Origin of the sequence: Vibrio sp. OPT18 (assembly GCF_015163615.1) — a bacterium.
GTDB lineage: Bacteria > Pseudomonadota > Gammaproteobacteria > Enterobacterales > Vibrionaceae > Vibrio > Vibrio coralliirubri.
This window is the reverse complement of sequence record NZ_JADDYK010000095.1, coordinates 21,179-46,431: the sequence shown is the minus strand read 5'-3', so window position 1 is coordinate 46,431 and position 25,253 is coordinate 21,179. Positions and strand designations below refer to the sequence as shown.

At 45.3% G+C, this 25,253-nt stretch carries 21 protein-coding genes; 11 read left to right on the top strand and 10 right to left on the bottom strand.

The genetic code is table 11. From position 1 onward, the window contains the following. Positions 1-88: 88 nt before the first annotated feature. Positions 89-1,969, top strand: a complete 1,881-nt coding sequence (locus IQQ51_RS23850; protein WP_107899581.1) for a methyl-accepting chemotaxis protein — start codon at positions 89-91, stop codon at positions 1,967-1,969. 161 nt (positions 1,970-2,130) lie between these two features. Continuing rightward, positions 2,131-3,018 carry a DMT family transporter gene (locus IQQ51_RS23845; RefSeq protein WP_048661408.1) on the top strand — a complete coding sequence of 296 codons (888 nt, stop codon included), beginning with the start codon at positions 2,131-2,133 and terminating at the stop codon, positions 3,016-3,018. A gap of 33 nt (positions 3,019-3,051) precedes the next feature. Here IQQ51_RS23845 and epmA read toward each other — a convergent pair whose 3' ends face one another. Further along, complete coding sequence (gene epmA / locus IQQ51_RS23840; RefSeq protein WP_193842298.1) at positions 3,052-4,023, bottom strand: elongation factor P--(R)-beta-lysine ligase; 972 nt, start codon at positions 4,021-4,023, stop codon at positions 3,052-3,054. A gap of 451 nt (positions 4,024-4,474) precedes the next feature. Here epmA and frdA point away from each other — a divergent pair, with 451 nt between their 5' ends. The 4 genes from frdA to frdD are packed head-to-tail and all read left to right on the top strand — an operon-like array spanning position 4,475 to position 7,846. Next, positions 4,475-6,298, top strand: a complete 1,824-nt coding sequence (gene frdA, locus IQQ51_RS23835; protein WP_048607796.1) for a fumarate reductase (quinol) flavoprotein subunit — start codon at positions 4,475-4,477, stop codon at positions 6,296-6,298. After that, a complete protein-coding gene (locus tag IQQ51_RS23830) occupies positions 6,298-7,062 on the top strand; it encodes a succinate dehydrogenase/fumarate reductase iron-sulfur subunit (RefSeq protein ID WP_009847917.1) in 765 nt (254 codons plus the stop codon). Before frdA ends, IQQ51_RS23830 begins: the two co-directional genes overlap by 1 nt. A 1-nt stretch (position 7,063) precedes the next feature. Beyond that, positions 7,064-7,447, top strand: a complete 384-nt coding sequence (gene frdC, locus IQQ51_RS23825) for a fumarate reductase subunit FrdC (protein WP_048607793.1) — start codon at positions 7,064-7,066, stop codon at positions 7,445-7,447. Positions 7,448-7,459: 12 nt separating this feature from the next. Next, positions 7,460-7,846, top strand: coding sequence for a fumarate reductase subunit FrdD (frdD, locus tag IQQ51_RS23820; RefSeq protein ID WP_017067166.1), 387 nt, complete (start codon positions 7,460-7,462; stop codon positions 7,844-7,846). Positions 7,847-8,120: 274 nt separating this feature from the next. On the opposite strand, the gene efp is transcribed toward frdD, so the two are convergent. Beyond that, complete coding sequence (gene efp / locus IQQ51_RS23815) at positions 8,121-8,687, bottom strand: elongation factor P (protein WP_019822013.1); 567 nt, start codon at positions 8,685-8,687, stop codon at positions 8,121-8,123. A 33-nt stretch (positions 8,688-8,720) separates the two neighbouring features. Here efp and epmB point away from each other — a divergent pair, with 33 nt between their 5' ends. The 3 genes from epmB (at position 8,721) to IQQ51_RS23800 (ending at position 10,895) form a co-directional block, all read left to right on the top strand. Further along, positions 8,721-9,743, top strand: coding sequence for an EF-P beta-lysylation protein EpmB (epmB, locus tag IQQ51_RS23810; protein WP_193842297.1), 1,023 nt, complete (start codon positions 8,721-8,723; stop codon positions 9,741-9,743). 13 nt (positions 9,744-9,756) lie between these two features. Next, the gene (locus tag IQQ51_RS23805; protein WP_193842296.1) at positions 9,757-10,302 is read left to right on the top strand and encodes a prepilin-type N-terminal cleavage/methylation domain-containing protein; all 546 of its coding nucleotides are present in this window, start codon (positions 9,757-9,759) and stop codon (positions 10,300-10,302) included. A 104-nt stretch (positions 10,303-10,406) separates the two neighbouring features. Then, positions 10,407-10,895 (top strand): MgtC/SapB family protein, encoded by a 489-nt coding sequence (locus IQQ51_RS23800; RefSeq protein ID WP_048607785.1) that lies wholly within the window; start codon positions 10,407-10,409, stop codon positions 10,893-10,895. A gap of 95 nt (positions 10,896-10,990) precedes the next feature. On the opposite strand, the gene IQQ51_RS23795 is transcribed toward IQQ51_RS23800, so the two are convergent. The 5 genes from IQQ51_RS23795 to IQQ51_RS23775 all read right to left on the bottom strand — a co-directional run bounded on the left by IQQ51_RS23795 (position 10,991) and on the right by IQQ51_RS23775 (position 16,385). After that, entirely contained in the window at positions 10,991-12,469 is a 1,479-nt protein-coding gene (locus tag IQQ51_RS23795) for a sensor domain-containing diguanylate cyclase (protein ID WP_193842295.1), read from the bottom strand. Between the two features lie 237 nt (positions 12,470-12,706). Beyond that, positions 12,707-13,264 (bottom strand): VC2662 family protein, encoded by a 558-nt coding sequence (locus IQQ51_RS23790; protein ID WP_017068001.1) that lies wholly within the window; start codon positions 13,262-13,264, stop codon positions 12,707-12,709. A 305-nt stretch (positions 13,265-13,569) separates the two neighbouring features. Beyond that, complete coding sequence (locus tag IQQ51_RS23785; protein ID WP_050644541.1) at positions 13,570-13,911, bottom strand: four helix bundle protein; 342 nt, start codon at positions 13,909-13,911, stop codon at positions 13,570-13,572. A gap of 343 nt (positions 13,912-14,254) precedes the next feature. After that, positions 14,255-15,901 carry a chaperonin GroEL gene (groL, locus tag IQQ51_RS23780; RefSeq protein WP_193842294.1) on the bottom strand — a complete coding sequence of 549 codons (1,647 nt, stop codon included), beginning with the start codon at positions 15,899-15,901 and terminating at the stop codon, positions 14,255-14,257. Between the two features lie 193 nt (positions 15,902-16,094). Next, a complete protein-coding gene (locus tag IQQ51_RS23775) occupies positions 16,095-16,385 on the bottom strand; it encodes a co-chaperone GroES (RefSeq protein WP_017061289.1) in 291 nt (96 codons plus the stop codon). 416 nt (positions 16,386-16,801) lie between these two features. Here IQQ51_RS23775 and IQQ51_RS23770 point away from each other — a divergent pair, with 416 nt between their 5' ends. Both IQQ51_RS23770 and IQQ51_RS23765 read left to right on the top strand, forming a co-directional pair. Continuing rightward, positions 16,802-18,145: an MATE family efflux transporter gene (locus IQQ51_RS23770; protein WP_193842293.1), complete on the top strand. Its 1,344-nt coding sequence runs from the start codon at positions 16,802-16,804 to the stop codon at positions 18,143-18,145. A gap of 108 nt (positions 18,146-18,253) precedes the next feature. Further along, entirely contained in the window at positions 18,254-18,742 is a 489-nt protein-coding gene (locus tag IQQ51_RS23765; RefSeq protein WP_193842292.1) for a methylated-DNA--[protein]-cysteine S-methyltransferase, read from the top strand. A 409-nt stretch (positions 18,743-19,151) separates the two neighbouring features. On the opposite strand, the gene gpmM is transcribed toward IQQ51_RS23765, so the two are convergent. The 3 genes from gpmM to IQQ51_RS23750 form a co-directional block, all read right to left on the bottom strand. Beyond that, positions 19,152-20,684, bottom strand: a complete 1,533-nt coding sequence (gene gpmM, locus IQQ51_RS23760) for a 2,3-bisphosphoglycerate-independent phosphoglycerate mutase (protein WP_193842291.1) — start codon at positions 20,682-20,684, stop codon at positions 19,152-19,154. Between the two features lie 546 nt (positions 20,685-21,230). Next, positions 21,231-23,174, bottom strand: a complete 1,944-nt coding sequence (locus IQQ51_RS23755; RefSeq protein ID WP_193842290.1) for a polysaccharide biosynthesis protein — start codon at positions 23,172-23,174, stop codon at positions 21,231-21,233. 939 nt (positions 23,175-24,113) lie between these two features. Beyond that, on the bottom strand, positions 24,114-25,229 hold the full coding sequence (locus tag IQQ51_RS23750; RefSeq protein WP_193842289.1) for an acyltransferase family protein: 1,116 nt from the start codon (positions 25,227-25,229) through the stop codon (positions 24,114-24,116). Positions 25,230-25,253 lie beyond the last annotated feature (24 nt).

Sequence of the window (25,253 nt, the reverse complement as noted above, 5' to 3'; positions counted from 1 at the left end):
GGCACTATACACGCATCAGAGACACATCAATTCACCATCAAGTACGTCACTGTAGTTAGGTTTTTGTCTAATAAGAGAGGAATAGACCTTGAGACATACTATTAAATTTAAAATTCAGATCGCAATTGCGGTCATTATTGCCGTCGTGAGTGGCGCTCAAGCCTGGATATCGGTTAATCAACTGACTCAAGAGACTGAAGTCGCGATCAACCAAGAAATGAAAAATGTCAGTGTCGGTACTACCAATTATATTGCCGATTGGCTCTCAACTCGCAGCGATATGATGCTTGCTAACGAGCCGACTATTTCAAGCAATAGTAATTCTGACCGCGAGTTATTGATCACCAAACAAGCCGGGCAGTTCTTGTCTGTTTATGCGGGATTCAGCGATGGCACTATCGCGTATGGCGATAAAGGTGAAGATTGGCCAGCAGGCTATGACCCACGCACCCGCCCTTGGTACAAAGATGCCAACGCAACATCAAACCTCATCATTACCGAGCCTTATCAAGACTTCGATGGCAGCATTGTCATCAGCTTTGCGAAAGCATTCAACGGTGAAAGACAAGGTGTCCTCGCAGCAGACTTAACCGTCACCAGCATTATTGATACGGTTCTCAATGTAAAACTGGATAACGATGGCTTTGCGTTTTTAGTGGATGGTAACAACAACATCGTTGCCTACACGGATGAAGAGCTAAGTCAGAAACCACTAACCAGTTTGAACCCAGGACTCACTGCAAACAAAGTGTCGCAATTGATCCAAGACCAAACGATCACCACGCTAACTTGGCCAGGCCAAGGGGATAAACTGGTCTACATTGCCAATGTCCCGAATACCGATTGGTCGTTAGGTATTGTTATCGATAAGAAAATGGCGTTCTCTGCGGTCTCTGATGCGATTCAATTCATCTCCCTAACCTCTTTGGTTTTGTACATCGTCATTTCGATTGCGAGCACAATGGTGATCAACCGCCTGCTTTCTCCATTACAAACCTTATCAGAAGCGCTGACTCAACTCGCTCAAGGTAGAGGTGACCTCACTCAACGTATTGATATCACGCGTATGGATGAGATAGGCAAACTGGCCGAGCTTGTAAACCAATTCTTAAGCCAGATGCAAAGCATGTTGAAGGGCGTCATAGAGCACAGCCACGATCTTAACAATCATGCCGAAAAGGCCAACCAACTGGCGACCCAATCCTCCATTCGAGTTGAGAATCAACAAAACGATATCAACCAGATTGCGACCGCGATTCATGAGATGTCGGCCACCGCAGCCGAAGTGGCGAGCCATGCCGAGTTAACGGCATCGGCTTCTCAAGCCTCTGCAACCGCTTGTAATGACGGCCAAGAAGTAATTCAACAGAACCGCGATGCCATCACTAGTCTTGCGACCCAAGTGGAAGACGCGGCCAATGTCATCCGAGAACTGGAAAACAACGCGCAAAGCATCAACCAAATCCTGTCAACTATTCAAGGCATTGCCGAGCAAACCAACCTATTGGCACTGAATGCTGCAATTGAAGCCGCGCGTGCAGGTGAACAAGGTCGTGGCTTTGCCGTTGTCGCAGACGAGGTTCGAGTGTTAAGCCAAAGAACGCATGGCTCAACGGAAGAAATCCGCGTGATGATTGATACATTGCAGAAGAATACCGAACATGCCGTTGAAAGCATGACCACCAGCACCCAACTGGCAGAGAATAGCGTTGGCTTCGCAGAGCAAGCTCATGGCAGCCTCTCTAAAATCACCCAGGCCATCACTGAAATCAACGATATGGCACTGCAAATAGCCAGTGCTGCAGAAGAGCAACGCGCGGTAAGCGAAGACATCAGCCGTAATACGCAAGGGATCAAAGATGCCTCTGACGACCTAGCACAGCAAGCTGAAAGCAGCCGTAATAGCTCCAATGAAATGAGTAGCGCTGCCGAGTCGATGCGCCGAGATGTGGAGCGCTTTAAGGTATAACTCACCTCACGCAAAGTAAGTAAACCACACCACCGAGAGGCAGCTGACGTAAACCAATAGCTGAAACAAAGTGACCCTTTTCATAAGAATCACTTTGTTCTCAGTTCGGTTTAATGCATATTGATGAGCTAATTTATCCCAGACACAAGGATGTTATTCAGATGGGATTCGAATGGTTGGCTCTAGCTGCCGCTTTTCTTTGGGCCATTGCGAGCCTAATGTCAGTAAAGCCTGCTCAGCACTTAGGTTCTTTCGCCTACAGCCGCTGGCGAATGGGTTGTACCGCAATCATCTTATCGAGTATGGCTTGGTTTACCGGAGGTTGGTCAACTGTCGAAGCCAATCTAGTCACGCCAATGATGCTGTCTGGCCTGATTGGTATATTCATTGGTGATACCGCCCTATTTGCCTGTCTGAACCGAATGGGACCGCGCCAAGCGGGTTTGCTGTTCTCTTGTCACGCCGTGTTCTCGGCGATTCTCGGTTACTTCCTGTTTAGCGAAAGCATGACTTCTGTTGAGCTGATTGGCTCGGCGTTGGTGTTCAGTGGCGTATTAACCGCAATCTTCTTTGGTCGTCGAGGACAGGCTAACAATCAACTCGAAACCATCAAGGGCACCGTTTGGATTGGCGTTGCACTGGGAATTACAGCTGCGATTTGCCAAGCACTAGGTGGCATCATCGCTAAACCCGTGATGCAAACTAATATCGACCCTGTTGCCGCTTCTGCGATTCGGATGATCACCGCCTTTGTCGCCCACTCCGCATTTCGTTTAACGGGTGCCAAGCTGTCACGCGCAATCAACCCGATGAATGGTCAGATATTTGCGATTACGGCAGTTAACGGCTTTTTAGCGATGGCGGTGGGAATGACGCTGATCTTGTATGCGTTGCAGGAAGGCAATGTAGGTATGGTTGCTTTGTTATCTTCAACCACACCGATCATGTTGTTACCAATACTTTGGCTTTACACCAAACAGAGACCAAATGCCTACGCTTGGATCGGTGCCATTGTTGCAGTGGTCGGCACTGGTATTCTGGTCAGCTAGTCAAACCGTCAGTAAGACTAGCTGAATAGAGAGCTAAGAACGTGGGAACGGGAAAGCGGTCACATCATCGATGTGGTCGTAACCCAAAGCCAGCATAATCAGCCTATCGATACCCAAAGCAACACCCGCACAATCTGGTAAACCCGCTTTTAATGCCTCAATCAAGTGATGGTCAATCGGCTGAGGCGATAAGCCCATCTCAATACGCTTGGCGTTGTCATCTTCAAAGCGCTTGAGCTGCTCTTGTGGCTTATCTAATTCATGGAAGCCGTTGGCTAACTCGATGCCTTTGAAATACACCTCAAAGCGATCCGCCACTCGCGAATCCTCGGGGTTAATCTTAGCTAATGCCGCTTGTGAGGCTGGGAAGTCATAAACAAAGGCTGGCACCTGTTGGCCAATCTTTGCTTCCACCCCGATGCTAAACAGCAACTGCAGTAAGGTGTCGCGATCTTCTTCTGGATCAGCAATGTCGCTGAGCCCAAGTTTCGCTGCCGCTTGTTTCAGGGTATCCATCGAATCCTCAAGGGGACACACACCTAACACATCAATAAAGGCTTGTTGGTAAGTCATTCGCTCTGCTGAGCCCGACTTGAGGATTTGCTGCAACAGCCGATCCATCTCATCCATCAGGTCATGATGATCAAAGCCAACTCGATACCACTCCAACATGGTGAACTCAGGGTTGTGATAACGGCCGTTTTCTTCGTTACGGAAAGATTTACAAATTTGATAAATACAGCCACTGCCCGCTGCTAATAGACGTTTCATATGAAACTCAGGGCTAGTCATAAAGAACAGTGACTGACCGTGCGCATAACCCGGCCCTACGAATTCAGTTTTGAAAGTATGTAAATGCACGTCCGTCACCGTGGCGTGGCTCATCGCAGGCGTATCCACTTCCATCACGTTTCGCTCAGCAAAGAAATGACGAATTTGATTAAGGATATCAGCACGTTGCTTTAACTGTTTAATGGTTGCGGCCGGTTGCCATGTAGAGTGCATTATTGAGTTCCATATTACTGAATTCTAGGCGACGAAAATTACCATCTTTCATCGCTTTTGTAAGCTTCTATCTTTCTATTCGTGAAAGCAAAATGTTGTTTTAATGAAGCCAGAAAATTACGTTCTACAATACAATTATCAATACAGATTTCACATCAACATTGATAACAAAAATTATACTCAACAAGCCGTTAACACCCGTTCTGTGGGTTAATCGTTATCAACAATTCATTGCCGTGATTGCAGTCACATAACCTATAATTTCTATGCCTCCATATGCATTACCGACCTAAAAACCCAAATGCATCAACTTTTCGAATACCTTCCTCTCTTACACTGAACCTACCACTTAAGGCTTAGGGGTGCTAAATGGTTCCTACGATTTAGAACCTCCTAAATAGGCTTTTTATAATAACAAGCGGAATACTCCGCATCACACTGGAGAATAACTGTGAAGACAATTACCACAGATATCGCAGTCATCGGCGCAGGCGGCGCTGGTCTTCGTACAGCTATTGCTGCGGCTGAAGCTAATCCTGAACTGGAAGTAGCACTGATTTCTAAAGTTTACCCAATGCGTTCGCACACGGTGGCAGCAGAAGGCGGTTCAGCAGCGGTAATTAAAGACGAAGATAGCCTAGATAACCACTTCAACGATACTGTTGGCGGTGGCGACTGGCTATGTGAACAGGATGTTGTTGAATACTTTGTTGAAAACTCGACTCGCGAAATGATCCAAATGGAACAATGGGGCTGCCCATGGAGTCGTAAAGAAAACGGTGAAGTAAACGTACGCCGATTCGGCGGTATGAAAGTAGAGAGAACGTGGTTCGCAGCGGATAAAACCGGCTTCCACATGCTTCATACTCTGTTCCAGACTTCGATGAAGTACGACACAATCAAACGATTTGATGAGTACTTTGTGGTGGATTTGCTCGTTGAAGATGGCGAAGTACAAGGCCTAATCGCGATTCACATGTCTGAAGGTGAGCTTGTTACCATCAAAGCAAAATCTGTTGTTCTAGCAACCGGTGGCGCAGGTCGTGTTTACCACTGTAATACCAACGGCGGCATCGTAACTGGCGACGGTATGGCAATGGCTTATCGCCACGGTGTACCACTGCGTGATATGGAGTTCGTTCAATACCACCCAACAGGCCTACCGGGCACTGGCATCTTGATGACCGAAGGTTGTCGTGGTGAAGGCGGTATCATCGTCAACAAGAACGGCTACCGTTACCTGCAAGATTACGGCATGGGCCCTGAAACTCCAGTGGGCGAGCCGAAAAACAAATACATGGAACTGGGTCCTCGTGACAAAGTTTCTCAAGCATTCTGGCACGAGCAGCAGAAAGGCAACACCATCAAGCACCCACTTGGTGATGTCGTACACCTTGACCTTCGCCACCTTGGTGAAGAGTACCTGCAAGAGCGTCTACCGTTCATCTGTGAGCTAGCAAAAGCTTACGTAAACGTAGACCCAGCAAAAGAGCCAATCCCAATTCGTCCGACCGTTCACTACACCATGGGTGGTATTGAAACTAACGGTACCTGTGAAACTCGCATTAAAGGCCTATTCGCCGTTGGTGAATGTGCTTCAGTTGGCCTACACGGTGCAAACCGCCTAGGTTCTAACTCTCTGGCTGAGTTCGTAGTGTTTGGCCGCGTTGCTGGTGAAGAAGCGGTGAAACGCGCTGCTGAATTCAAAGGCTGGAATGAAGAGTCTATCGCTAAGCAAGTGAAAGCGGTTGAAGATCGCATCGCAGGCATCTTGGCTCAAGAAGGCGACGAGAACTGGGCTGATATCCGTACTGAAATGGGTCACACCATGGAAGCGGGTTGTGGTATCTACCGTCAAGAAGACTTGATGCAAAAGACCATCGACAAAATCACTGAACTGAAAGCTCGCTACAAGAAGATCAGCATTAAAGACAAAGGCAAAGTGTTCAACACTGACCTACTTTACGCTATCGAAGTGGGTTACGGCCTTGAAGTTGCAGAAGCGATGGTTCACTCAGCGATTCTTCGTAAAGAGTCTCGCGGTGCACACCAACGTCTAGACGACAACTGCACAGAACGTGATGACGTGAACTTCCTGAAACACTCTCTATCTTTCTACAACGAAGATGCAGCACCAACCATCGACTACAGCGGCGTTAAGATTACTAAATCTCAACCTAAAGCTCGTCTATACGGTGAAGCTGCAGAGAAAGCCGCTGCCGCTGAAAAAGCAGCAGAAGAGAATGCGAAGAAGAGCGAAGAGGAGCAAGCATAATGTCAGCGAATCGAATCCAAAAAATTGAAATCCTGCGTTATGATCCTGAGCACGATGCAGAACCTCACTTTCAAACCTTTGAAGTTCCGTTTGATGAAACCATGTCAGTACTTGATGCGATCGGTTACATCAAAGACAACCTAGATAAAGACCTGTCTTACCGTTGGTCTTGTCGTATGGCGATTTGTGGTTCTTGCGGCATCATGGTTGATGGCGTGCCAAAACTGGCGTGTAAGAGCTTCTTACGTGACTACCCGAATGGCTTCAAGATTGAGCCTTTGGCTAACTTCCCAATCGAGAAAGATTTGATTGTCGACATGACACCATTCATCGAACGCCTTGAAGCAATCAAGCCTTACATCATTGGTAACGACCGTAAGCCAGAAGACGGCACTAACATCCAAACTCCAGAGCAAATGGCGAAGTACAAACAGTTCGCTGGCTGCATCAACTGTGGTTTGTGTTACGCAGCGTGTCCTCAGTTTGGTCTAAACCCTGAGTTCATCGGCCCTGCAGCACTTGCTCTTGCTCACCGCTACAACCTAGATAGCCGTGACAATGGTAAAGCTGAACGTATGAAGCTTATCAATGGCGACAATGGCGCTTGGGGCTGTACGTTTGTAGGTTACTGTTCTGACGTATGTCCGAAGAAAGTAGACCCAGCAGCGGCAGTAAACCAAGGCAAAGTTGAGTCTTCAATGGACTTCGTTATCTCGATGTTCAAGCCTGATGGATCGCAAGTAAAAACAGCAGAGGAGGCATAATATGAGCAATCGTAAGCCTTATGTTCGTGAGATGAAGAGAACGTGGTGGAGCAACCATCCGTTCTACCGCTTCTACATGCTACGTGAAGCGACTGTACTGCCTTTGATTCTATTCACTCTGTTCCTAACCTTCGGTTTGGGTGCACTAGTGAAAGGCCCTGAAGCTTGGGCTGGTTGGTTGAGCTTTATGGCTAACCCTATAGTCGTTGGTATCAACATCGTGGCACTGCTAGGCAGCTTGCTGCACGCTCAGACCTTCTTCAGCATGATGCCTCAAGTAATGCCAATCCGTCTTAAAGGCAAATTGGTTGATAAAAGAATCATCGTACTGACCCAGTGGGCAGCGGTGGCCTTTATTTCTTTAATCGTTCTTGTTGTGGTGTAAGGAGCTTTCGTTATGAACACAAATTACAAAGTAAAACCTGTTAACCACAACCCACAACGCTCTGATGAGCCAATCTGGTGGGGCCTATTCGGCGCTGGCGGTACTTGGTTCGCGATGATCACACCAATCACGATTCTAGTGTTAGGTATCTTAGTGCCAATGGGCATCATCGATGCTGATGCAATGAGCTACGAACGTGTGTCTGAATTTGCCACCAGCATTATCGGTGCGCTATTCATCATCGGTACGCTAGCACTGCCAATGTGGCACGCAATGCACCGTCTTCACCACGGCATGCACGACCTTAAGTTCCACGTCGGCGTTGCGGGTAAAGTTGGCTGCTACTTCGTTGCAGGCCTAATCAGCGCGTTATCTGTTATTTTCATCTTTATGATCTAAAAGCAGATACGGGATTCGAGTAATCGAAATGCGAAAAGCTTAAGAGCAGAAAAGCGAAAGCAGAGCTAGGTTATCCAGCTCTGCTTTTTTGTTGTTTGTTGAATATCTTATCTCTCTGACTCGGCTCTGATCTTCCTGCTTTTCGTATCTCTCATCCCGCTTACTTTAATCTGCTCTTCCCGCTTTTCGTATCCCGCATCTCGTATACTCGTATCTGCTTTTTAAGTACAAAAAAAGGCCGCCTAAGCGACCTTTTTCAGATACTTGAAGTAAATTACTTCACACGACCAACGTATTCGCCAGTACGAGTATCAACTTTAACAACTTCACCGATTGCGATGAATAGAGGTACGCGAACTACCGCGCCTGTTGCTAGAGTTGCAGGCTTACCGCCAGTACCTTGTGTGTCGCCTTTAAGGCCAGGATCGGTTTCAGTTACTTCGATCTCAACAAAGTTTGGTGGAGTTACTGTGATAGGGTTATCATTCCACAACGTTAGAGTACAAACGTCATTTTCAACTAACCATTTTGCAGAGTCAGCAACTGCTTTTACGTCTGCTGCGATTTGCTCAAATGTTTCGTTGTTCATGAAGTGGTAGAATTCGCCATCGTTGTATAGGTAGCCTAGTTCAACGTCAACAACATCTGCAAGCTCAAAGCTTTCGCCTGATTTGAATGTTTTCTCTAACACTTTGCCTGACAGCAGTTTACGAAGTTTTACACGGTTAAACGCTTGGCCTTTACCTGGCTTAACGTATTCATTGTCGATAATTGAGCAAGGCTCGTTATCTAACATGAATTTTAAACCGCCTTTGAATTCATTGGTGCTTACTGACGCCATGATTTTCTCTTCCACATCTTTGAGTTAATTTCAATGCCGCATATCATAACCCGAAAAGTCGAATCTGTTGAGCAAAACTGGCTCAAACAACTATCGAATGCGATCTCTGACCCGACAAAACTGCTTGAGGCATTGGAAATAGACCCAACACCGTGGCAAGCAGGCTTCGCTGCTCGTGAGTTATTTGCACTTCGGGTACCTCTTAGCTTTGTCGAACGAATGGAAAAAGGCAACCCACACGATCCATTGCTACGACAAGTTTTACCGCTAAGCGAAGAGTTTGAGGTACACCAAGGCTATTCCGCTGATCCACTGGAAGAACAAGAGAACGCAATACCAGGCTTACTGCACAAATATAAAAATCGTGCACTGATGATTGTGAAAGGCGGTTGCGCGATTAACTGCCGCTACTGCTTCCGTCGTCACTTCCCTTATCAAGATAACAAGGGCTCGAAGTCTGTTTGGCAAACCAGCCTAGACTATGTAGCTGCTCACTCAGAGATCAACGAAGTTATCTTGTCGGGTGGCGATCCACTGATGGCAAAAGATAGCGAGCTAGAGTGGCTGATTCATGCTATCGAACAAATACCACATGTGAAAACCGTTCGAATTCATAGCCGATTACCGGTTGTGATTCCCGCTCGAGTAACGGATGAACTGTGCCAATTGTTAGCTCAAACTCGCCTCAATGTGGTGATGGTGAGCCATATTAACCATGCCAACGAAATCAACTTAGAGCTCAAACAAGCCTTCCACAAGCTTAAGTTAAGTGGTGCTACTCTGCTCAACCAAGGCGTGATGCTTAAAGGCGTAAATAACAGCGCTAACTCATTGAAAGAATTAAGCGAAAAGCTATTCGACGCCGGTATTTTACCTTACTATATGCATGTACTTGATAAGGTTCAGGGCGCAGCGCACTTCTATATTTCAGATGAAGAGGCGAAGCATCACTTTAAGGGATTAATCTCTGAGGTTTCTGGCTACCTAGTACCTAAGTTAACCCGTGAGATTGGCGGACGCAGCAGCAAGACACCGCTCGATCTACACATTGAATAGAGAAGTTGTATCAATGAAACACAATACCTCAGTTGCTCCACCAGCAATCACACCTCAACCAGCGCTTAAGTTCAGCTCTAGAGGTTTCACCATCATCGAGCTGGTCGTGGTGATCGTGATTCTAGGTATTGTGTCGGTCACCGCAGCTTCTAAGTTCCTCAACCTGCAAACTGATGCGCGCATCTCGACATTAAACGGCCTGAAAGGCGGAATGGAGGGTGCAAGTCCTATGCTTTATGGTAAGACATCAGCATTAGGCTTAGATAAGGCTGTCAGCGCATCGATTAACGTTGAGGGTGACGATATATTGGTCGCTTACGGTTACCCAGCCGCGATGAACCAAGAAACTTGGTCAATGCTTATCGAATCCACGTTTCTGGATGCAGAATGGGGCGTGGGTAATGCAGATTGGTATTTTACGAATAGTAATCACGCAGATGGAAAAATCATCTACGCTCCAGCAAGTCGTAAAAAGGAAGGAGATAACTGCTACCTTGAGTACCAAGAAGCGACGGAGACCACGACACCTGTCTTCACCTTAACAACAGACGGCTGCTAGACTTTAAGCATCTTTACCAATCGTTAAGACAAAAAGTTTTTGTTCGATCGTCCGGTCTATTATTAGCATACTCGGCTCTATTCTAAATTTTTAGGAGGGGTGATATGACACAATTTATAGAACAAACTCTCAACCTTGCCCCCTTTAGCTGGGCAGGCCTTGCAGTATGCATGCTGTGTGGTTCGTTAATCGGCATCGAGCGACAAACACGCGGTAAACCGGTAGGGATCAGAACATCGATTCTGATCATCAGCGGTACCTATTTCTTCCTTACGATGGCGATTAGCCTTTCTCCTAACACGCTGGATCAAGCTCGTGTGCTTGGTCAGATCATTACTGGGGTAGGTTTCCTTGGTGCAGGGGTAATGATGACACTGGATGGCAAGATTCATGGTGTAACTTCAGCCGCGATTATTTGGGTACTCGCTGCATTAGGTATGATGATCGCACTAGGGCATCTTTCCCAATCGGTCATTATCACGCTAATGGCACTAGTGATTCTGCTTGGTGTCGACAAGGTGGAAAACAGCTTCCAAAGCCTGCGTCGTGGCGTTCACCAAAAGTGGATGCGAAAAGGTCGCGTGAAGAAGTAGCCTCTCACCTTGAATGAGATCTACTAGACACAATTCCTTAGAGACAAAAAAGAAGCCTAGTCAAACGACTAGGCTTTGAGTTTGTACCAAAGCGCTTAATACACTTGAATACACACCTGATTCTTACCTGCAGCCTTTGCCTTATAAAGCTGCTCATCCGAGGAACGAATGCTTTGGTTTTCCCACAAGTGGCCGACACTGTCGAATTTATACAGAGAATAGAGCGTCGCGCCGCCAGACACAGAAATATTAATCTTGTCACCCGTAGGGCATCGATAACTCTGTAGGCTAATGTCGTTTTGAATTCGCTCAAAGATCGATGAAAGCAACTCAGACGATTCACCCGTAATCGCGACAACAAACTCTTCGCCACCAAATCGAGCCACGATATCTTGCTGTCTAACGCTGTTCAGCATCAACCGAGCAACATGGCAAATCACCTCGTCCCCCACTTTATGGCCATGCTGATCATTAACGACTTTGAAATCATCGATATCAAACACGCCAACACCAATAATCGGCTCCTCATCCTGGGCCAGTAATCGAGCCTCAAAACCACGTCGATTCAGCAAGCCCGTTAATGGGTCGCGCATTGCTAGCTCATTTAAACGCTGGTGCTCTTGTCTTGTATAGAAGCGCCATAGCCATAAAACCGAGAGCAGATACAAAACCAACAGTATCGAAAGCTGAATCTTCTCCATTTCCAAGATATGCAGAAAGTGCTCGCTCTTATCTTCTTCAATACTCAGATATAACTGGGTGTCAATGTCATCAACATACAGAGGCTTAGAATAAGTAAAATCCATAAAACCGTATTTGTTTGCGCCTCGCGTACTGGTGACTTTATAGCCATGGGTAGGGTTTGATACTAAGTTAGAGACATAGCCATCGACACCCAACACCCCTTTAAACTCACCATTAACGTAGATTCCTTTGGTTAAGGTCACCACTTTCTGACCTGTCAGGTAGTCATCATATTGGCCGGTATACACCACTTGGTCTTGCCCTTGAGCTAAGCCAAAGCGAATCGTGTTCACCCAATAAGGCCTGCTATTCACTACCGAATCAAAGGTGTCGCCCTTAATGTAACTGGCAAAGTCAGAAGGCGAAGAGATAATGAACTTCTCTTTTGAAATGAAGTAAATCGCAGAAATGGTATCGATAGTATTGGCAAAATAAGCCATGGTCGGCGCGATGAACAGGCGCTTACCCGCTTCGCTATAAAGGTCCGATTTCGGGTTACACATCTCGCGAGGGCCAGAGAACATAAAATCGAAACGAGGGGCATGTTGCTCCTCACTGGTGAAGTAGCACGTCTCACCTTCGATTTTTTTGTCATGCGAGAATACGTAGGTATCCCCATGCAGTGGATAAAGCGCAGTGATGTTGTACTCAAGCGCATTTATGATCTGTGTGAGCTCCGCTAAAGAGCGTGTCACGCCTTGGTTTTCCATTCCATACTGTTTATCTGATTCTTCCGCTGAATCAACGAGCAACAAGCTCAAAACTACTAAAAAACTGGCGGTCAGGCCTAAGAAAGCCTTTTTAAAATCGACGGTATGGTGGTTAATCAAAGCATATAAATCATCATTGGAAATTTATCGCACATTGTACTTATAAGTAAAAATACTGCAATAGGAAATATAAAACAATATGCTTATTGGGTGATTTGAGAAGTTTATCGTAGAAGTGGAATTGAATGTAATAACGCCCAAACAAGGGTTTAGGCGTTGATAGGCTTAGCGTTTAAAAGCTAATGCACTAACTGAACGTTGCTCGCCAATGGTAGAACCAAAGGCTAAACGACAGCGTTATTTAGCAAAGTTTACAATCGGGAAGCACGGGAAGAAACCGTTGTCAGCACAGTTGATCAGACCAACCTGTACGCCTTCGATTTTGTTGGTTTTGTTGAAGATACCAACCTGAACCGTAGACACTTCTGAAAGGTTCGCCGCACCAACATCAACCATAGTGTTACCTTCTGAGTAGTTGACGAAACTCACGTTCGCGCCTTTCACATCATTAGTAATGTTCACAGCACCAAGGTTAACACCCGTTGTTTTACCCGTGTTCCAGTTGAAGAAACCTAGAGATGCACCAGTCATTTCTTGGTTCACTTTTGATGCACCAAAAATACCAAGGTTCACACCTGTGGTCGTTTGCGTCTCAGACATACCAACAACGGCAAGATCGACACCTTTAAGGTCGTTTACTTGTCCGTGAAGCAGAGCCAAACGCACACCGCCAACCGCATCTGAATCAGGTGCGTTGAAGCCATTGATCGTTGAAAACATAACAGGCGAAGAAGCAAATGCTGCCGGTGCCATTACTGCTGCAGACACAGCTAATACTGAAAGTAGTTTTTTCATTGGGGGAGTCTCCACTGACTTATTGTTGACTTGATTAATCCATTTTTAATCAAGCATTTATTGTCCTTTATTAAACAGCTATCCATGTTAAATCAATGTCATAACTGCACTGTTGAATATAAGCTGCTAAATCATAAAGAGCAATGGAAAAGCTGAAGATCAGATACGGGATACGAGTAAACGAGATGCGAAAGGCAAAGAGCGGAGATAAAAGCGGATGCGGGATTCGAGTGAACGAGATGCGAAAGGCAAAGAGCGGAGATAAAAGCGGATGCGGGATTCGAGTGAACGAGATGCGAAGAGGTTTACTGTTCTAGTGACTTGATTAATGCTCCTAACATACGTGATATTTGAAGTGCTTCCGATTGCCATTGCTCACCAACTTCCCTAGGAATAAATCCGACTTCAACGCCTATATCAGCTTGAGTTGCAAATTCACCGATTGAACCCTTAGCGATTGCGAAGAAGTGCTTACGCTCTTTCAGAGATTTTCGCTCGCAACCTTCAGCGATATTACTGGGTACAGATAAAGCACTGCGAGTAATCTGGTCTTTGAAACCAAAATCTCTACACATAGACATTCCCCGATAAACATTTATCGATAACTGCCGGCTTCTTTGCCAAACATCAAGTTTTCTATAAAGCACAATTCTACCTAAAGACCGAAAACATAATCATCTCAAAAGCACCCAACAGAAAAGTTCTAGAAAAGCACCAAACCTAGAGACTTCTGTTCAGTGGTCGCTTGTAATTTCGAACTTGCTCTTAATCTTTTCGTATCCCGCTCACTCGAATCTCGCATCCGCTCTTACGCTCTTCGTATCTCAATTACCCGCATCCCTCATCTGCTTTTCAAGCTCTTCGCATCCCGATTACTCGCATCTCGTATCTGCTCTTAAGTATTTGCTCTTCAAAAACAAAAACGGAGACCGAGGTCTCCGTTTTCTAAAGCTTATGTATGGCTCTCTCTGTTACGAGAAAGGGGGATGATTACATCATGCCGCCCATGCCACCCATACCGCCCATGCCACTCATATCAGGCATAGCAGCAGACGCATCTTGTGGCTTATCAGTGATCATCGCTTCTGTTGTGATCATAAGACCAGCAACTGATGCAGCGAACTGAAGTGCAGAACGCGTTACCTTAGTTGGATCTAGGATACCCATTGCAATCATGTCGCCGTATTCACCCGTAGCCGCGTTGTAACCGTAGTTACCTTCGCCAGCACGAACGTTGTTAGCAACAACAGACTCTTCATCACCAGCGTTCTTAGTGATTTGACGAATAGGCGCTTCCATTGCACGTAGTGCAACACGGATACCTACGTTTTGCTCTTCGTTGTCGCCTTCAAGGCCAGCAACTTTAGATGCAGCGCGGATAAGTGCAACACCACCACCCGCAACCACACCTTCTTCAACTGCAGCGCGAGTTGCGTGAAGTGCATCTTCAACGCGATCTTTCTTCTCTTTCATTTCAACTTCAGTCGCAGCGCCAACTTTGATTACTGCAACACCGCCAGCTAGCTTAGCTACGCGCTCTTGAAGTTTCTCTTTGTCGTAGTCAGACGTTGCATCTTCGATTTGTTGACGGATTTGAGAAACGCGCCCTTGGATCATCACTTCGTCGCCTGCACCATCGATGATAGTCGAGTTTTCTTTAGTGATAGTAATACGCTTAGCTTGACCTAGGTCTTCTAGCGTTACTTTCTCAAGGTCTAGACCGATCTCTTCAGAGATAACCGTGCCGCCCGTTAGGATAGCGATGTCTTGTAGCATAGACTTGCGACGATCACCGAAACCAGGCGCTTTAACAGCAGCCACTTTCACAATGCCACGCATGTTGTTCACAACTAGAGTTGCAAGCGCTTCGCCTTCTACATCTTCAGCGATGATTAGAAGTGGGCGAGATGCTTTAGCAACCGCTTCTAGAGTCGGAAGAAGTTCACGGATGTTCGAAACTTTCTTGTCGATAAGAAGGATGAATGGGCTTTCTAGATCAACAGAACCCGCTTCTTGGTTGTTGATGAAGTAAGGAGATAGGTAACCGCGGTCGAACTGCATGCCTTCCACTACGTCTAGCTCGTCTTGTAGAGCCTGGCCTTCTTCAACTGTGATTACGCCATCACGGCCTACTTTTTCCATCGCTTCAGCAATGATGTTACCTACTGTCGAATCCGAGTTCGCAGAGATAGTACCTACTTGAGCGATAGCTTTAGTATCAGAACATGGAACAGAAAGGCCTTTTAGCTCTTCAACCGCTGCGATAACTGCTTTGTCGATGCCGCGCTTAAGATCCATTGGGTTCATGCCAGCAGCAACGGCTTTTAGGCCTTCAGTGATGATTGCTTGAGCAAGAACTGTTGCTGTAGTAGTACCGTCGCCCGCCGCGTCATTCGCTTGCGAAGCCACTTCTTTAACCATTTGTGCGCCCATGTTTTGGAACTTGTCTTCAAGTTCGATTTCACGTGCAACAGAAACACCATCTTTAGTGATCGTTGGTGCGCCAAATGATTTGTCTAGAACAACGTTACGGCCTTTAGGACCTAGCGTTACTTTTACCGCGTCAGCCAGAACGTTTACACCTTCTAGCATTTTAATACGTGCGTCGTTACCAAATTTAACGTCTTTAGCAGCCATCTTTATTTCCTTTAAATTCTTGTTTGTTGTTGGCTTTCATCTTCATCATTCTGAGAAGTAACAATGAGAAAATTCAGTATTCTCTTCATCATTAGCCGTTTCAGATTCCCTATCTCGCTCGTACCTCGCTGTAGGGAATGACGTGTAGATTCTATCGAAAATGAAAGCTATCTGATTATGGTCGGAGTGTGGATTACTCAACGATCGCCATGATGTCGTTTTCAGACATGATCAGAACTTCTTTGCCGTCGATTTTTTCGGACTTAGTGCCGTAGCCTTCAGCAAAAATAACAGTGTCGCCAACTTTAACGTCCAATGGTTGTACTGAACCGTTTTCTAGAATGCGGCCTTTGCCAACAGCTAGAATTGTACCGCGAGTTGATTTTTCAGCGGCAGAACCAGTTAGAACGATGCCACCAGCAGATTTAGATTCAACTTCTTGGCGCTCAACGATAACTCGGTCGTGTAGAGGACGGATATTCATCGGTCGTATCTCCTGATAATTTCCATTTAATTTGATAGTTGCCACGATTGGCATGGGGTTAAAGAGTATGTTGGGGCGATGTAGAAGATCCCAAGGGGTGAAAGGGAAAAATTGTGATCTAAGGGGCAGATAAGATCAGGTAAGAGCAGATGCGAGTAAACGGGATGCGAGATACGAAAAGCAAAAACGCCCCTGCGAATAATCCTGTGTAAATGTCAGGGGGTTAAGCAAAAGAAGGCTGCTTTTCTTTTCTCCGCTTTTAGCTCTTCGATACTCGTTTACCCTCATCTCGTATCTGCTTTTCAAGCTCTTCGCATCCCGATTACTCGCATCTCGCATCTGCTTTTAAAACTCGTTTCTTCCCTTCCCGCCCGCATCTGTTTATCCTACGCTTTTAGATTCTATCGGCGTTTTACATGCAAGATAAGCACGGGCTGTTAACCGCCCCAATTGAGAGTACATTGCGAACCATGACCATACCGACCATATTCGGTATGGTGGCGATCTTGATGTTTAATCTCGTCGATACCTTCTTTATCTCATTGCTCGGCACTCAAGCCCTTGCAGCAGTGAGCTTTACCTTCCCAATCACCTTTGCGATTAACTGCATCACCATGGGAATAGGTATTGGCCTTTCTACGTGTATTGGGCGTTTACTTGGTCAAGGCTGCGCACAAAATGCGGCGAGATTTACCTGCCATGGATTATTACTCGCGCTACTTCTGGTCTGCTGCGCTTCCGCCGTTGGCATTATCTCACTCGACCCCTTATTTACTTTATTGGGTGCCGAAGCGGAGTTACTGCCTCTGATCTCTGAGTACATGCTGATCTGGTATGTCACCATTCCCCTATTGGTGATCCCAATGGCAGGCAACAGTGCCATTCGTGCCAGTGGCGATACCAAAACGCCCGCTAAAATTATGATGCTAGCAGGATTAATCAACGGCGTTCTCGACCCTTTACTTATTTTTGGTTACGGCCCCTTCCCTGAATTAGGGATTCAAGGTGCCGCGATTGCCAGTGGTTTCAGTTGGTTTGGCGCTCTGTGTTGCTCGCTGTACATCCTAATTAAACGAGAAAAGCTTCTGGCTTTACCTAATATCAAAAGCATCCTTAGCGATTGGCATCAAATACTGACGATCGGCACGCCAGCTGCACTATCCAACGCCCTCAACCCATTAGCGGGTGCCATCATTATGATGATGTTAGCCAAGCAAGGGACTGAAGCCGTTGCAGCTTATGGTGCTGCCCAGCGTATTGAATCCATTCTTATCATTGTGTTGATGTCTCTGACTTCGGCCCTTACGCCTTTTATGGCGCAGAACTTTGGTGCAAACAACCCTCAACGCAGCTTTAAGGCACTGTTTCTCAGTATGCGTTTTGCTGTGATGTTCCAAGGTTTGATTTTCTTGATGATGGTGCCGTTGAGCATTCCTTTAGCCGCCCTGTTCTCTCAAGAAGAATCCGTACGAGGTATTTTGTGGCATTACCTGTTAGTCGTCCCCTTTAGCTATGGATTCCAAGGCATTGTAATGATGCTGATCAGCGGCATGAATGCCATGCATCAACCACTCAAAGCCTTTCAATGGAGCTTCATGCGTTTGTTTGTGTTTACCTTGCCATTCGCTTGGATAGGCAGCCAAATTGATGGTGTCGAAGGACTGTTTATAGGCTTAGCCTTAGGGAACATTGTCGGCGGTATTTCAGGGTATTACTTTGCACTTCGTGTTAGGAGGAAAGCAGATGCGGGATTCGAGTAACCGGGATACGAAAAGATGTAAGAGCAGATGCGAGATTCGGGCAACCGAGATGCGAAGAGCTTGAAAAGCAGGTACGAGATACTAAAGACTAGAAAGAAGGAAAGTGACATGGAAGACAGTACTTACAAAATGCTCTACGACGCGCCGATTGGCAAGATGATCATTGTGAGCAATGGTGTGTCGCTTATTGAGATTGACCATGTAAATCATGAAGAGCTAATGATTAGCAATCCAGATGACCTTTGCCAACTGGCGACGAAACAGTTAGATGAGTACTTTGCAGGTCAACGAACAGAATTCGATTTGCCATTAAAAGCAACAAAAGGCACGGACTTTCAAAAAGCAGCTTGGCGGGCTTTAACGACTATTCCTTATGGCGAAACCATCAGTTACGGTGAGCAAGCAAAGAGAATGGACAACCCAAAAGCCGTAAGAGCAGTGGGTGGTGCGAACGGCAAGAACCCATTTAGTATTGTTGTTCCCTGCCATCGAGTGATTGGCGCGAATGGAACATTAACCGGCTACACCGGCGGTATGAATCGCAAAGAGTGGTTGCTGGATTTTGAACTCTCCATATTAAAGAAAACCAACAAATAATCTCACGTCATTCCCTACAGCGAGGTACGAGCGTGATAGGGAATCTCTCTTTATATTGAACACCGAATATGACAAGTAATACGTGGTACGAGATTCCAGATATTTCGTTCCTCAATTCTGGAATGACAGTCTAGAGCAGATGAAAGTAACGAGATGCAAGATGCGAGATGCGAGATGCGAAATGCGAAATGCGAAAATATATAACAGCTCTCATTCTGTTAGTGACCCGCTTACTCGCATCATGCACCAGCCCTTAAGCTCTTCGATATTCGCTTACCCGAATCCCACATCTGCCCTTAAGCTCTTCGCATCCCGTTTACTCGTATCTCGCATCTATAAAAAAGCCCGCACTTTGAAGTCCGGGCTTTCAAAATCGTTAAAGCTCAACGTGAACCGCTGAGCCAAGCCATTACTTAACTAAAACATCACCTGACATTTCAGCTGGAATTGCGATACCAGACAGAGAAAGCATCGTTGGTGCTAGGTCAGACAGCTTACCGCCTTCTTTGAACTCAACGTCTTTGTTGCCAACGTAGATAAGTGGCACTGGTAGGTTAGTGTGCGCTGTGTGGATGCCGCCCGTTTCTGGGTTTACCATCATTTCCGCGTTACCGTGGTCAGCGGTGATAAGCAGTTGGCCATCGGCTTCTTTGATTGCTTCAACTACTTTGCCCAGACATTCGTCTAGCGACTCTACCGCTTTAACCGCTGCATCGTAAACGCCAGTGTGGCCAACCATGTCACAGTTAGGGAAGTTACAAACGATCGCGTCGTATTTGCCGCCTTTGATTGCAGCAACAAGCTTTTCAGTCAGCTCTGGCGCGCTCATTTCTGGCTGTAGGTCGTACGTTGCTACTTTTGGAGAAGCAACAAGCTGACGTTCTTCGCCTTCAAACTCGTCTTCTTTACCACCGTTGAAGAAGAACGTCACGTGCGCGTATTTCTCTGTTTCAGAGATACGTAGCTGCGTTTTGCCTTCTTTCGATAGCCATTCACCGTAGGTGTTCTCTAGAGAAGCCGGTGGGAATGCACAAAGCAGTGGAATGTCTGCTGCGTATTGAGTCAGCATCACGAAATCGATCGCTGGGAATACGTTACGAGCAAAACCGTCGAAATCAGGAACGAATGCACGTGTGATTTCACGAGCACGGTCAGCACGGTAGTTCATGAAGATAACCGCATCGCCATCAACGATAGCTGCAGATTCTTCGCCTTCCGCTTTGATTTCAGTCGCTTTAACGAACTCATCGTTTTCGTCACGTGCGTAAGCCGCTTCTAGGCCAGCAACTGCTGTGTCGAATGTAAATTCTGCTTTTGCTTGAGTCAGCAGGTCGTAAGATTCTTGAACGCGGTCCCAGTTGTTATCACGGTCCATTGCGTAGTAACGGCCAATAAGCGAAGCAACACGACCTTTACCTAGCTTAGCGAATAGCTCTTGGAAACGCGCAAGTGTGTTTTCTGCGCTACGTGGCGGCGTATCACGACCGTCTAGGAAAGCGTGTAGGTAGATTTTCTCTGCACCACGCTCTGCTGCCATTTCAACAGCTGCGTAGATGTGATCTTCATGAGAGTGAACGCCACCTGGAGACATAAGACCCATGATGTGAACCGCTTTCTCAGCTTTCACCGCTTTATCAATAGCGTTCACTAGCGTTTCAGTTTGGCCGAACTCGCCGTCTGAAATTGACTTGGTGATACGAGTCAGATCTTGGTATACCACGCGACCCGCACCGATGTTGGTGTGACCCACTTCAGAGTTACCCATTTGGCCATCAGGTAGGCCTACATCTAAGCCAGAAGCCGAGATTAGCGTGTTAGGTTGGTTAGCAATAAGACCGTCTAATACTGGTGTTTTAGCGTTCGCGATAGCGTTGTCTTGGTTGTCTTCACGGTAACCGTAACCGTCAAGGATCACTAGAGCCATTGGCTTCTTAGCTGACATAGGACTGACCTCGTTCAATTCAAAATAAATCGGTATAAAAACAAATTAGCGTAATTTTACTACAGTTTACAGTCAAAACTGTAGTGGAAGATCAAGAAAGGGCGCAGGTAGGAGGATCGAATGTGAAAAAAAGCGTCATTTTAGGAGGGAGTAAAGTAGGGATATGAACACTTATATCCCTACCATCTATATTGAAAAAGCGGAACAACGGTATCCTCACGGCTCTTCAGTTTAGAAGATTAATCTCTGTGTCATGATCTCCATCATCGTCCTGCGACTTTAGATCATGCACCGCTGGTTGCTCTATCATTGTGGTGTTGTTGGTAACATATTGAAAGCTAAAATCATCCCACAATATTTGATCCAAGCTTTCTTCGATTTCTTGATTAGATGAAATATCTATTATCATGATTACTGCCTCATATCGCTACTAAAGCTCATAGTAATTATGGACAATAATCATGACGTTTCCGAAAAGATTGTGTGAAGTATTTGCTAACTAAAAGTCATAATTCATATAACCGAACCCAATATCGCCTCTAGGTTCTAGGTTCTAGGTTCTAAAAGGAGCTCTTCTTGGTTCTGAGCAGCATTCCAAACTAAATCCCCCACCCCATCTGTCGGCTTAAACCCGGTTGGCGCATCGAGAAGAAGCTGGCGAATCACATCATGTTGTAGGCTGTGACAAGCGAAATCCAGAGATTCAAGTAGCGTGTCATATTCATTAATCGGTAAGAACACCTCTTGTGCCGTCATGATTCGCTCATGAGCGGTTGGGGATACGTTATCGCCAATCAATAACTCTTCATACAGCTTCTCACCAGGGCGCAGGCCGGAGAATTGGATCTCAATATCACCATGAGGGTTCTCTTCATTCTTAACAGACAGGCCGGAAAGGTTGATCAGGTTTGCTGCAAGGTCTGTGATTTTAACCGATTCACCCATATCAAGAACGAAAACATCGCCGCCTTTACCCATAGCGCCCGCCTGAATCACCAATTGCGCCGCTTCAGGGATGGTCATAAAGAAACGGGTAATATCGCGGTGGGTAACAGTGAGTGGGCCACCGGCTTTAATCTGCCTTTTAAACAGAGGAATGACCGAGCCAGATGAGCCAAGCACATTGCCAAAGCGAACCATACAGAAACGTGTGCCGTTGTCTTTTTGGTTCTCTTGTTCAGCCAAAGCTTGCAGGCCTAATTCCGCCATACGCTTGGTGGTGCCCATCACGTTAGTTGGGCGCACCGCTTTGTCTGTCGAGATAAGCACAAATGATTCAACACCCGCCTCAATCGCGGCTTTAGCCGTATAGTAAGTGCCGTAAACATTATTACGCACACCTTCGACAACGTTATATTCGACAAGAGGAACGTGTTTATAAGCCGCGGCATGATAAACCGTCTGCACACCAAAAGACTGCATTGAGGTCAATAAGCGATGTGAGCGCTGAACGGAACCTAGTAGAGGCACGATTTCAACATCGTAACCTTTGGTTTCTTTAACTAAAGAAAGCTCGCGATCAATTTGGTACAGGCCAAACTCAGAGACTTCAAACAGCACTAATGTTTTAGGTTGTTGTTTGAGGATTTGACGACAAAGTTCAGAACCAATAGAGCCGCCAGCACCGGTCACCATCACCACTTTATCTTTGATGTTAGCTTCCATTAACACTTGCTGAGGCGCAACCGCATCGCGACCTAACAAATCTTCAATAGGTACATCGGTCAGTTCATCAATTTTCGCTTTGCCAGACACAATATCCGCCATGTCTGGTACCGTTTGAATCTCAACAGGCAGTGGCGCTAACAAGTCCAGAACTTGCTTACGGCGTGCACGAGAAGCACTTGGTATCGCGAGTAATACTTTGGAAATATCATATTTATTGATCAAGGCTTGAGTTTTGCCTAAACCAACAACAGGTAACCCCAAGATCACAGTGTTAGTGAGTGTGCTATCGTCATCAATAAATGCTCTCACTCGATAATCTTCGGAAGCACGAAGTGCCACCGCAAGCTGCCGACCACCCGAGCCAGCGCCATAAATCAACACTTCTTGACGAGAGTCTTTGGATGGTGACGTAGTGGCGACAAGGTTACGGACAATAAGACGAGAACCACCACACAATAGCGCTAAATAAGCACCATAGATAATAGGGACAGTGCGAGGGATTGGCTCTTGCAGGTAATAGGCGAATACGGCCAAAGATACTGCCGATAATATCGCACCAGCCATCACCACAAACAGTGCTTGAAAGGTGAGGTAGCGAAGAACGGCACGATACAGTCCAACTTTTGTAAAAATGAGGACCGTTGTTATTACCGTTAAGCCTGCCAATAATAAATTATCACCATCACTCAAAAATTGAAAATCGCCTAGCCTTGTCCACAGCGCAATGTGCAGAGCAAATATAATGAGTAAAGCATCAATAGAAACACTGATAACCCGCTTTTTAAAACGAGAAAGATGCCATATAAAGTTTAGACGTTGCATAAAATGATTCTTAATAGTTATTTATAAAGTCATTGATAAATATTTAGGCGTATATCAAAGAAAATGGAACATTACGGGTTTAGACAATCAATAGGTAGGTAAACAACGCGCTAGTAGGTTTGACAACCCTTAGCCAATCCCTCATTCAGTTAAACTGACCTCAACAGGCACCAGAGCCCTTGAGTAGTGTTATAACCACCTCTGATGCTAAATAGAACGAGTATTATCAGGATATTACGTCGAAAAAGTCTTAATTTTGTGCAACCTTATAACTCAGCGATAAAATATTTGAGTGTCCCATAACTTTATTTTAACTGCTTGTTGCAAAGTGTAAAGGGTTACGCAGCCAAACGATGTGAGTTCTACTATCATCATGGGATTTATTGGAGGTAAGTGCAACAGAACGGATGCAGTTGATTCTCTACTATCTGAAATCAATAAAGGTAAAGTTAACTATGCATGAGTTAGAACATTCACTCAGTTTAAGTAAGACTTCAAAAAGAGTAAACAAGGTGTCGCTCACTCACTCACCGGAAATTGGTTAGGGCTTCCAAAGTGCCATACTTAAGCCAGATCTGTTACTCACTAACCAAATTGTTGACAAATACTCCAACTGGCAAGGGTTGGGTTGCGTAATCATTTGCCATGAGCTCAACACTTATACGAAACTTAATTCCACACTTACTTCCTCTACATACCTCAAGCCGTGATCAAACTTTGCCCTGATAATCCACTAGTGTGCATTTTCAACCCTTTGATGAACCCACCGCACAGCGAAATTCGCAACCTGAGCTTTCTGAGAGTTTAAGCTATTTATCAAAACTCATATTAAGCTGATTATTTTCTAAAAATCACTTATCTATTCATCGATAATAGGAGTTTAATTATTTAAAGCTAATAGCAAATCGTTAGAAAAATAAAATTAATGATATAGTAACCCTAATTTTTCTTATTAAACTCAACTAATCGAGAAATTAAAATCTCATGCCTATTTGTCAAAAAATTGCATACCAGATTTTTAATAGGTGGCTCTACGTATTTTATTATCAAGTAAGCCAAATAGCCGACAATAATAATAGGTGCTACAGGTAGAAGTATTGGTGGAATACCCAGTTCAAGCTCGGACAATTGTTTTATTAGAGAAACCATCATATTTTCATGGATCAAGTACAAGGGATAACTTATATAACCCAAGAAAAGCAGCCCTTTTGTCGATAAAATTCTTCCCATGCTTTCAATATGAATCGGTAACCAGAAGACCACTAATACCGATAATGAATAGATAACAACTATCGGGTTCGTATTAAAAGAATAATCTAATGGATTGTATGCTCCCCATATAATAGAAGAAATTACCCCCCATAATAAACCATAGCTATGCAAGCTATTTTTACCCTCCTTAGTTGCCAAATAAAAAGTAGCACCAGATAAAAACCAACCAAAGTGCTGAGTTCCAATATATCTATGTATCAGCAGTAAATTTTTCACCAACTCACTCTCAGCTACCTGGGACAAGAACAATAAAGCAAGAAAGCTAGAAAAAAGGATAGTCAGGGCTGCCAGTACAAACCTACGCCCTAAAAAGAAGTAAATTGCACCTATAAATACATAAAATTTAAACTCTACAAATAAGGACCATAGGGCTCCTTCAATAATCACTTGGTTGTTAGGAAAAATAAGACGCCAAAAACCATCTTGAATCAGTGTCAGTCCAGATAAAAAACTTGACAATTCAGGCTGCCCCATCGGACGATGAGGAAATAATGGGGCTGTAAAATAAATACACAGGCTTACTACAAAAATTGTAGGCCATAGCCTCACCCATCTCTTAAAGATGAACTCTCCTATCGATTTTGTTTTATCTAAAGTTAAAAATATCACAAATCCGGATAATAAAAAGAAAAGTGGGACGCCTAAGTAGCCTAATGAGATAACTGGCATACTTTTGAATTCTGCCATAAAAGGCATGAAATTGGGATAACGTGAATATGTATGGAAAAGTACAACCCATGCGATAGCTAGCCCCCTAATTCCATCTAAATGCTTAATTCTCATTTATTAAAACCTAGTTAGTTTTCA